This window comes from Nostoc sp. (assembly GCF_036917435.1).
Lineage (GTDB): Bacteria > Cyanobacteriota > Cyanobacteriia > Cyanobacteriales > Nostocaceae > Nostoc.
Map to the genome: position 1 here is coordinate 328,539 of NZ_JBALDM010000031.1, position 8,611 is coordinate 337,149.

6 protein-coding genes are annotated in these 8,611 nt (G+C 43.1%); 3 read left to right on the forward strand and 3 right to left on the reverse strand.

Features of this window, described 5'->3' with window-relative positions:
- Nucleotides 1-132: 132 nt before the first annotated feature.
- Together V7K98_RS14305 and V7K98_RS14310 are read right to left on the reverse strand one after the other, a co-directional pair.
- Nucleotides 133-1,347, reverse strand: a complete 1,215-nt coding sequence (locus V7K98_RS14305; protein WP_335022814.1) for a DUF790 family protein — start codon at nt 1,345-1,347, stop codon at nt 133-135.
- Entirely contained in the window at nt 1,277-2,878 is a 1,602-nt protein-coding gene (locus tag V7K98_RS14310) for a DEAD/DEAH box helicase family protein (protein ID WP_335022816.1), read from the reverse strand. The genes V7K98_RS14305 and V7K98_RS14310 overlap by 71 nt, the downstream gene beginning before the upstream one ends.
- Nucleotides 2,879-2,880: 2 nt before the next feature.
- On the opposite strand from V7K98_RS14310, the gene V7K98_RS14315 reads away from it, so the two are divergent.
- From V7K98_RS14315 to V7K98_RS14325, 3 genes are all read left to right on the forward strand, one after another.
- Entirely contained in the window at nt 2,881-3,051 is a 171-nt protein-coding gene (locus V7K98_RS14315) for a hypothetical protein (protein ID WP_335022818.1), read from the forward strand.
- A 22-nt stretch (nt 3,052-3,073) separates the two neighbouring features.
- The gene (locus V7K98_RS14320) at nt 3,074-4,375 is read left to right on the forward strand and encodes an adenylate/guanylate cyclase domain-containing protein (RefSeq protein WP_335022820.1); all 1,302 of its coding nucleotides are present in this window, start codon (nt 3,074-3,076) and stop codon (nt 4,373-4,375) included.
- Nucleotides 4,376-4,606: 231 nt separating this feature from the next.
- Nucleotides 4,607-6,451 carry a tetratricopeptide repeat protein gene (locus V7K98_RS14325; protein ID WP_335022822.1) on the forward strand — a complete coding sequence of 615 codons (1,845 nt, stop codon included), beginning with the start codon at nt 4,607-4,609 and terminating at the stop codon, nt 6,449-6,451.
- A gap of 354 nt (nt 6,452-6,805) precedes the next feature.
- Here the strand turns inward: V7K98_RS14325 and V7K98_RS14330 are convergent, their stop codons facing one another.
- Nucleotides 6,806-8,440 (reverse strand): alpha-D-glucose phosphate-specific phosphoglucomutase, encoded by a 1,635-nt coding sequence (locus V7K98_RS14330; protein ID WP_335022824.1) that lies wholly within the window; start codon nt 8,438-8,440, stop codon nt 6,806-6,808.
- Nucleotides 8,441-8,611 lie beyond the last annotated feature (171 nt).

Sequence of the window (8,611 nt, forward strand, 5' to 3'; positions counted from 1 at the left end):
ATCTCTTTCATAACCTGCGACGCTGGAATGACTTGAGGGAATCCCTATTGAACAAGAACCTTTTCTCGACTGGATAGATAAAGGGGTAATTATCCATCAGCATCCCTTGGAAATGTAAAAGATTTTCCTTTTTCAATCCATTACAGCTAACACAGCTTTCGGCAATAACTTATCTTTAAACCAAACAATTCTCGCGGGGACATCGTTTAATTTTACTCCCGCCTTTTCTAAATTAAGTCGCTCAGAAATAGCTAAAATTAAGTCATCACGTCCAGCCCGCCGCACCTGAGAAAACTTTTTCTGTAAATATTCTGGCCGCCAATAACCAACAATTTCTAATAAGAAGGTGCGTCCATCAGAATGCACCAAACGAAAATCGGGAATCATCACACTACCAGGAATTGGGATCAAATCAACTTCTCGCTCTAACGCCCAACCACTTTTTAAAGCATCCCACTTATCAGCAAAAGATGCTTCTAGCATACTATCATAGGGTTTACCTGGTGGATAATGGGATACTAAACCACATTCAGAGTTGAGCGTGAAACGTCCAGTTTTCCAACTATTTGTATATGCGTCGCGGGTTTGGAGAATAGACGAAAGACTCCATTTCGTAACGTGAAGTAAAGCGGGAATAAGTTTAGCGATCGCTAACCCATATCGTGTACTAGGATTAAACAGACTCGTCGGCCCGTCAATGGTAATTGTAAACCCGTGATCGGCATCGCCCTCAATATAAGCCATCAATTGAAACAACTTCAGATAGCGAAATAACAGCTTATATTCCCCCGGCACATTCCGGTGAGCATTTAACACCAGTTGACTGGCCTTATAAAATACACCCTGTACCTGAGATAAGTTATATCGATTTAACACATCTGGCGCTATTGGTGCATCAAAAACAGTCAATATTTTATTTTCAGATAAATCAGCATATAGTCCATTGCGAACCTGTTCCAATAAAACTTCGCGCTCAAGTTCTTGAGTTAACTCATCAGCAATTTTACTCAGAGTAACTTGGGTTGATTCACGACTAGAAACAGACTTTGCTGACAACGAAAACACCCGTTCTCTTAACATCTGTGGTTCCAAAGGACTAACCACCTCAAAAGTGCAAAAACTACTTTTGAGAATATAAGCTAATCCCCGCTTCACCCGATAATCTGTAGAATCTCCTTCAAAATCAGTCAATTGTCGCTCAAGCACACCCTGAGTCTTCCCGACAGCTGATTGAAAATAATTAATTAACTCAATCGCCAACTCCGAAGTTCCCCGATCAATCTTCAGTCTCTTCGGAATTATCTCCTCCCCGTTTTGCCGATGCATCAGTAAATCTGTCGGTAACATCTGAATTTTTGATTTTAGATTTTGGACTTCCCGTTGAATAATTAATTTCCAACTGTTCCGCAGCCTTCAAACTCCCTTCCTTCCCACTCCCATACACAACCTCCAACTTCCCCTTCTTCTCCTCCTCCTCTCTGCGCCCTCCGCGTCTTTGCGGTTCGTCCCTCCTCTCCCCTCTTCGCCGCGCCGAAGTCCCCTCTTCACTCGTATCCTCCGCCACCACCTCATACAAAATCGCCTGCTTATTCTCAATATTCCCCTTCCGTAAAATCCTCCCCAAGCGCTGAGTATACTCCCTAGCCGAACCCGTCCCCGATAAAATAATTGCAACAGAAGCCGCAGGTACATCAACCCCTTCATTCAACACATGAGAAGCAACCAAAGTATTATATTTCCCCTCTCGAAACTTAGTTAATATCTCATGGCGTTCCTTCACAGGAGTTTGATGAGTAATAGCCGGAATTAGCAAATCTTGAGAAATGCGGTAAACCGTCGCATTATCAGCAGTAAAAATCAAAATTCTTGCCGGATAATGTTCTGCCAATAAATTAACCAAAATTCGCAACTTTCCATCAGTACCCAAAGCGATATCTTTCGCTTCTCGGTGCGCTAACATCGCTCTCCTTCCAGATTGCGATCTAGCACTCATTTGAACGAACATTTGCCAACCTTGCAGACTCCCCAAAGAAATTTTAGATTGCTTCAAAAAGTCATTGCGCGTTTGAATTAATTGGTTGTATCTTTCCCGTTCAAGTTGCGATAACTTTACCTTAATTTGGACAATTTGATGCTCTGCTAAAGCCTTCCCCGCCAAATCTTCAGCGCGTTTGCGATATACTTCTTGGCCAATGAGGATATTTAAATCAGCGTGTTTACCATCAGTGCGTTCTGGTGTAGCAGAGAGTCCTAAGCGATAAGGTGCGATCGCATATTCTGCAATCACTCGATTAAAATCTGTCGGTAAATGGTGACATTCGTCAAAAACAATCAACGCATATTGATTGCCCAGCGTTTCAGCGTGAATTGCGGCACTATCATAAGTTGCAACTAAGATAGCCGTTCTATCCCGCGAACCACCCCCCAGCAATCCCACCTCAGCATCGGGGAAAGCCGCTACTAAGTGTGCGTACCACTGATGCATTAAATCCAACGTTGGCACTACAATTAGCGTCGTGCGCGGCGTTGACTGCATCGCCATTTGCGCCAAATAAGTCTTTCCTGCCGCCGTAGGAAGCACAACAACTCCCTGCCTACCCGCCAGTTTCCAAGCCGCTAGCGCCTCAGTTTGGTGGGGATAGGGTTCCATTTCCAGAGTAGGAACTAAATCTATAGGATAAAATTGCTTCGCCTCATCGATAAAATAAACATCTTCCGCTTGTAATGCTTCCACTAGCGATCGATATCTAATTGCCGGAATGCGGAATTTTTCAACTCTATCATCCCACGTAGCATAATCCATCCAACCTTTGCCGCGTGGTGGTGGATGCAAAATTAATGTGCCACGATCAAAATTTAATGTAGGGGTACGAGCCATTTATGGGAATTGGGAATTGGGAATTGGGAATTGGGAATTGGGCATTGAGAATTGGGAATTGGAAATTGAAAATTGGGAATTGGGAATTGGAAATTGAAAATTGGTTATTTTCCCATGCCCCATGCCCCATGCCCCATGCCCCATGCCCCATGCCCTATGCCCTAGTCTATTGATTACTAATAACGCAAAAAGTGCATGATTCATCCAAGTAATTTTGACAAAAACCAACTAGATGCCCTCATCAGTCATGGAATGTCACATCGACAAACCAACAATAACCTTGCGGAATCTTATCAAGAACAGCGACGGAGCTTTTTGCTAAAACGGCTGCAATTGCAGGCGCAGATTCTGCTGGTAGCAGGCTTGACTTTAATCGCTTTTTTTCTTTGGGCAAATTCATATCTAGAAGCCAAGATATACGCCTTTAAAATTGGGATTGTAGTAGAATTATTCATTCTTCTTTGTTGGGGTTTATGTAAAACTCCTATCGGCCGCCGCCATCCTGACTTAATTTTTTTGAGTTTATGCTGGGCTGTAACTTGTGTTGTCCAAATTGATATAGCTTTACTATTTAACAATCTAGAACCTAGAAACAATATTTGGACTCTGATGTTTCTCACTCAGGCTACAATCATACCAGTCCAATGGTGGATGCATTTAATATCTCAAATCGGAACAATAATTTGCTATTTAACTTTATATCTCTTATATAATCCCATCTTGAAAAATCCCTCAGCTTTTTATGTTGAACAAGGATTATACTTTTTTTGGACTTGCATAATTTGTGTATTCTCTGTCTACTTATACGAGCGTTTACGAAAAAAAGAATTTTACGCCCGTAAAGCAATGGAACTAGCGCAGGAAAAATCTGAACGGCTGTTACTAAATATCCTGCCAGAGATGATTGCAGAACAATTAAAACAACAGCCGACAACTATTGCCGACAGCTTTCTGGAAGTTACAGTCTTATTTGCCGATATTGTTGGTTTTACAGAGCTTTCAACTCGGACATCTCCTGCGGAATTGGTAGAGTTATTAAATACAATATTCTGTTTATTTGACCAATTAGCAGAACTTCACGGGGTAGAGAAAATTAAGACTATTGGCGATGCATATATGGCTGTTGCCGGATTACCAAATCAGTCTACAAATCATGCTTCAGTAATAGCTAATATGGCATTGGATATGCAAAATGCTATAGCTACCTTCAATGTAGAAAGCAATGAATCATTTAGCATCCGTATTGGTGTTAGCACAGGGCCAGTAGTCGCAGGGGTGATTGGGCTGAAAAAGTTTGCTTACGATCTGTGGGGAGATACAGTAAATACTGCTAGTAGAATGGAATCACATGGAATAGCAGGTAGTATTCAGGTTTGTGAAACAACTTATCAGCTTTTAAAGGATAAATACTTATTTGAGAAACGAGGTTTAATTCAGGTTAAAGGCAAAGGAGAAATGATGACTTATCTCCTCAAAGAAATTAATTTAAAAACTTAAATAAAATCTCTGCGCTCTCTGCACCTCTGCGGTTTAAAAGTAATTTATTGAACCACAGAGGCGCAGAGGACACAGAGTAAAGAGTATCAGATACTCGTTAACGGAGTTCAGAGGTGGATTCACCCGGTTCCACGATGGATGAATCGAGTTTTCCCCGTTACTCCCTTGCTCCCCACTCCTGTTGTACGATGAGTAGAATTAGAATTGAGGTGACGTTTCTTAATAGCTAAAGTGTCAGATTCTCTGCCATTGCGCGATCGCTATCTTGCCTTAATCGATGAAATTGTTGAAGCCACCCTCAAGGGCAAAATTAGCTCTGTTGAGATGGTGTATCAAATGCTGCTTAAAGGAATTACTTCCGGTACAGGGGAAGTCTTTGAGTTAGTTTTGAGCGATCGCCTGAATGCCCTCCAAAGCCAAGTAGATAGTGAAAACGACGAACTCAAGAAAGGCAAGGCTACTCGCAGTTTGAGAGCCATCAAGACTATTCAAAGCCAATGGCAACGTTGGCAAGAGCAAAATAAAACTACAGAAGCGATCGCTTCGGCAGTTACAGAAATTACTACAGCCCCGGCTGACGAGCGTCTGGCGACATTTTTACGCATCACTGACCCCAATCAGAAGTATCCGCTAAATTTGCAGCAGCTACAGCAATTATCAAAAGCATTACAGCAATTTGCCCAGGCAGATGCTGATTTAGAACAATTTTCTGAAGGGATTACCCGTGGTTTAGCTTCTTGGCAGCGATTGCAAGATAACTTGCTCAGTTGGATGTACGAGCAAAAAGAAGCTTTAGGATTTGGCGGCGTACCCGGAGAACGTGGCCCTTGGGCAAGTTGGGCGAAACAACTCAATAGTGAATTACCCAAAACACTGCTTCGCACCTTAGCAATGGAACAATCGGCAATTGAGTTTGCCCAGCGACAACGGGGAATCACCCTCAGAGATTGGGTGGAAATGGCATTGATTTTACAGTTCTTGCAACGAGGACTAATTAACTGGTTTGACCAACAAGCTTATGATGTTAAAGCCGGGCCAAAGTTGTCCATTTCCACTTTTTTGACCTTTGCAGTGATTTGGAGTCAATTAGCCAGTGGTTTTGGCAGCATTGGGACAGTGTACGGCGATGCCTGTTCTCAAATCATGCTCCAGATTTTGCGAACCTTTGCCCAGCGTCCATATTTTCCCTTTTACGGTGGGATTTTTGCATCTTTCACTGGCACTTATTTACGAGATGCCCTGGATTATTTGGATGAACCATTGCGACGAGGTGAGGGAACTCAAGAAAAGGCGCGGATTTTGACCCTTTTAGGTTATTCGCAGCGTGCTATGGGACAATACCAGCGCTCAATTGATTTTCATCAGCAGGCGTTAGAGATAGCTAGAAATGCAGGCGATCGCCCCTGTGAAATTGCTAATCTCAACCACCTCAGCCGTACCTACGTGCAACTGCAAAATTATGCTGAGGCAATTAACTACAGCCAACGGGCATTAATATTGAGCCGGCAAGCTGGCGATCGCACCGGAGAGGCAAACGCACTGGTAAATTTAGGTTATAGCGAAGTCATGCAGGCTCAAGAACTGGAAAACCTAGAACCCGAAACTTATGAATCTGCAATTAACTATTTGGAACAAGGTTTAAAATTATCAGAAAAATTAGGTGATATTCAAAGTAAAGCTTTATGTGTCAGCAGTTTAGGAATCGCCTATCTAGTAATTGGAGAACACCAAACTGCAATTAAGTATCTCGAAGATGGTTTTAAAACAGCGCAAGTTTCCGGTGATTTGTATCTCCAAGGGCGGAACTTAGCTTATTTAGCAGAAGCTTATTACCATCTCCAAAATTCTGAAAAAACCGTTTACACAGGCTGCTTGGGAATGTATCTTTTAGAGCAAATTGCCTCTAATGAGTGGCGGCAAGCAGCAGGATTACTGATAATTTTGCAAGGGCAAATCGGGGCAGAAGCTTTTCAAAAGTTTCTACAGCAACATCGCCCTAAAATCATTGCAGTTATCGGTGTAGATGGCTATGATTACATTCCCAAATTATTAGAAGTATACAAGCAAGATATCTGAAAATCTTAAGGCTTAGATCCCTGACTTCTTAGAGGATGTTTAAAAAGTCCTGATTGATGTATCAAATATTTTTTTACCCCACCCTAACCCTCCCCTTGTAAAGGGGAGGGAACTAAATTTTCCGATTTCCCACCTTTCCAAGGGGGGATTAAGGGGGGTAATATTGCGATTAAAATCACACCCAACCACTTTTAAAACATCCTCTTAAAGAAGTTGGGGATCTACAGTGTATTGCAGGTAAATGAAGTACACGGGTAGGGGCACAACATGTTGTGCCCCTACGATGATCTGTACCTCACGCCTGTTGCAATCTGCTTTAATTGTTCACGACGCGATTAATCGCGTCTCTCCTAACTAAGTAATCACAGTTGGTTTTTCCCGCCCCGTCAGTTCGCGGATCTGGGCTATTTCCTCAACAAGAGCGATTAAAGAACCAAGTGCTTGCTGTGGATCGAGTCCATGTTTGGTAGGATCTGCCTCATAGCTTTCTATGTAAACTCTTAGAGTTGCACCTTGAGTCCCCGTCCCAGAAAGTCGCACCACAATGCGAGAGCCATCGGTAAAGCCAATGCGAATACCCTGTTTCTGGCTAACACTACCATCAACAGGATCGGTATAACTAAAGTCATCACTGTATTCAACTTGATAGTTACCGAATTGCTTGCCTTTGAGGGTTGGTAACAAAGAATGCAGTCTTGCTATTAAAGTGTTTGCTGGCTCGATCTCAATCCCTTCATAGTCATGGCGGGAGTAATAATTGCGTCCATAAGTCTGCCAGTGTTCCTGGACAATTTGCTCAACAGATTGTTGTCGCACTGCTACAATATTCAGCCAGAATAGAACCGCCCAAAGCCCATCTTTTTCGCGGATATGGTTAGAACTAGTTCCAAAGCTTTCTTCACCGCAGAGGGTGGCTTTACCCGCGTCTAAAAGGTTGCCGAAAAACTTCCAACCAGTGGGCGTTTCATAAGATTCAATTCCAATGTGAGCCGCAACTCGATCTACTGCTTGACTAGTAGGCATCGATCGCGCTACACCAGCTAAACCGGAACTATAACCAGGGACTAGCTTGGCATTTGCAGCTAACACCGCAAGGCTATCGCTAGGAGTAACAAAGAACTTACGTCCTAAGATCATATTGCGATCGCCATCTCCATCAAAAGCTGCCCCAAAATCTGGCGCATTATCCCCGTACAAAATATCTACCAACTCATGGGCATAAACCAAGTTTGGATCGGGGTGTCCGCCTCCAAAATCTTCTAGGGGTGTACCATTCCGCACAGTTCCCACTGGTGCGCCCAAACGTTGCTCAAAAATGGCATGGGCATAGGGGCCAGCTACCGCATGTAAGGCATCAATGCTGATTTGAAAATTTCCAGAAGTCAATAGTTGCTGAATGCGATCGAAATCAAAGAGTGACTCCATTAACTCTTGATAATCTTGCACGGAGTCAATCACCTCAACTACCGTCTCTCCCAAATGTGATGCACCCAAGGTTTCTATATCTACATCTGGTGCTTCCAGAATTTGGTAGCTATCAATTACTTTACTGCGATCGTAGATAGCTTCTGTTACCTTTTCTGGTGCTGGGCCACCGTTACTAATGTTATATTTCACACCAAAGTCACCATTTGGCCCGCCGGGATTATGACTAGCAGACAAGATGATGCCGCCAATGGCCTGGTATTTGCGAATAATAGCGGAAGTTGCAGGAGTAGACAAAATCCCCCCCTGTCCAACTTTAATCCGCTCAATGCCATTAGCCGCAGCCATTTTCAAAATGATTTGAATAGCTTGGCGATTATAATAACGACCATCACCACCCAAAACTAGGGTTTGCCCCTGTAATTCCCCCACAGAATCGAAGATAGATTGGATAAAATTTTCCAGGTAGTGGGGCTGCTGAAAAGCCTTAACTGCTTTCCGCAGCCCAGAAGTACCAGGCTTTTGGTCACTTATAGGAGTAGTAGAGACTTTACGGATGTTCATAGATCGTGTTTAACAAGGCATTTTCTCTTACAGCTTTGCATAAGTTCGTTACAAACAAAGTTGTCCCGTAGTGAATTACCCCTTTTTGCTTCGCTGAAAAAGGGGCTTCCAATTTCAACTACAGCAATGACGGTCTTATTCGTCTCTTGGGTTTCCCGTATCTTCCGCCGA

Coding starts and splice junctions, on each gene's coding strand:
- V7K98_RS14315 (WP_335022818.1), top strand. CDS start 2,881: ATGGGAATTGGGAATTGGGAATTGGGAATTGGGAATTGGGCATTGAGA.
- V7K98_RS14330 (WP_335022824.1), bottom strand. CDS start 8,440: ATGAACATCCGTAAAGTCTCTACTACTCCTATAAGTGACCAAAAGCCT.
- V7K98_RS14320 (WP_335022820.1), top strand. CDS start 3,074: ATGATTCATCCAAGTAATTTTGACAAAAACCAACTAGATGCCCTCATC.
- V7K98_RS14305 (WP_335022814.1), bottom strand. CDS start 1,347: ATGTTACCGACAGATTTACTGATGCATCGGCAAAACGGGGAGGAGATA.
- V7K98_RS14310 (WP_335022816.1), bottom strand. CDS start 2,878: ATGGCTCGTACCCCTACATTAAATTTTGATCGTGGCACATTAATTTTG.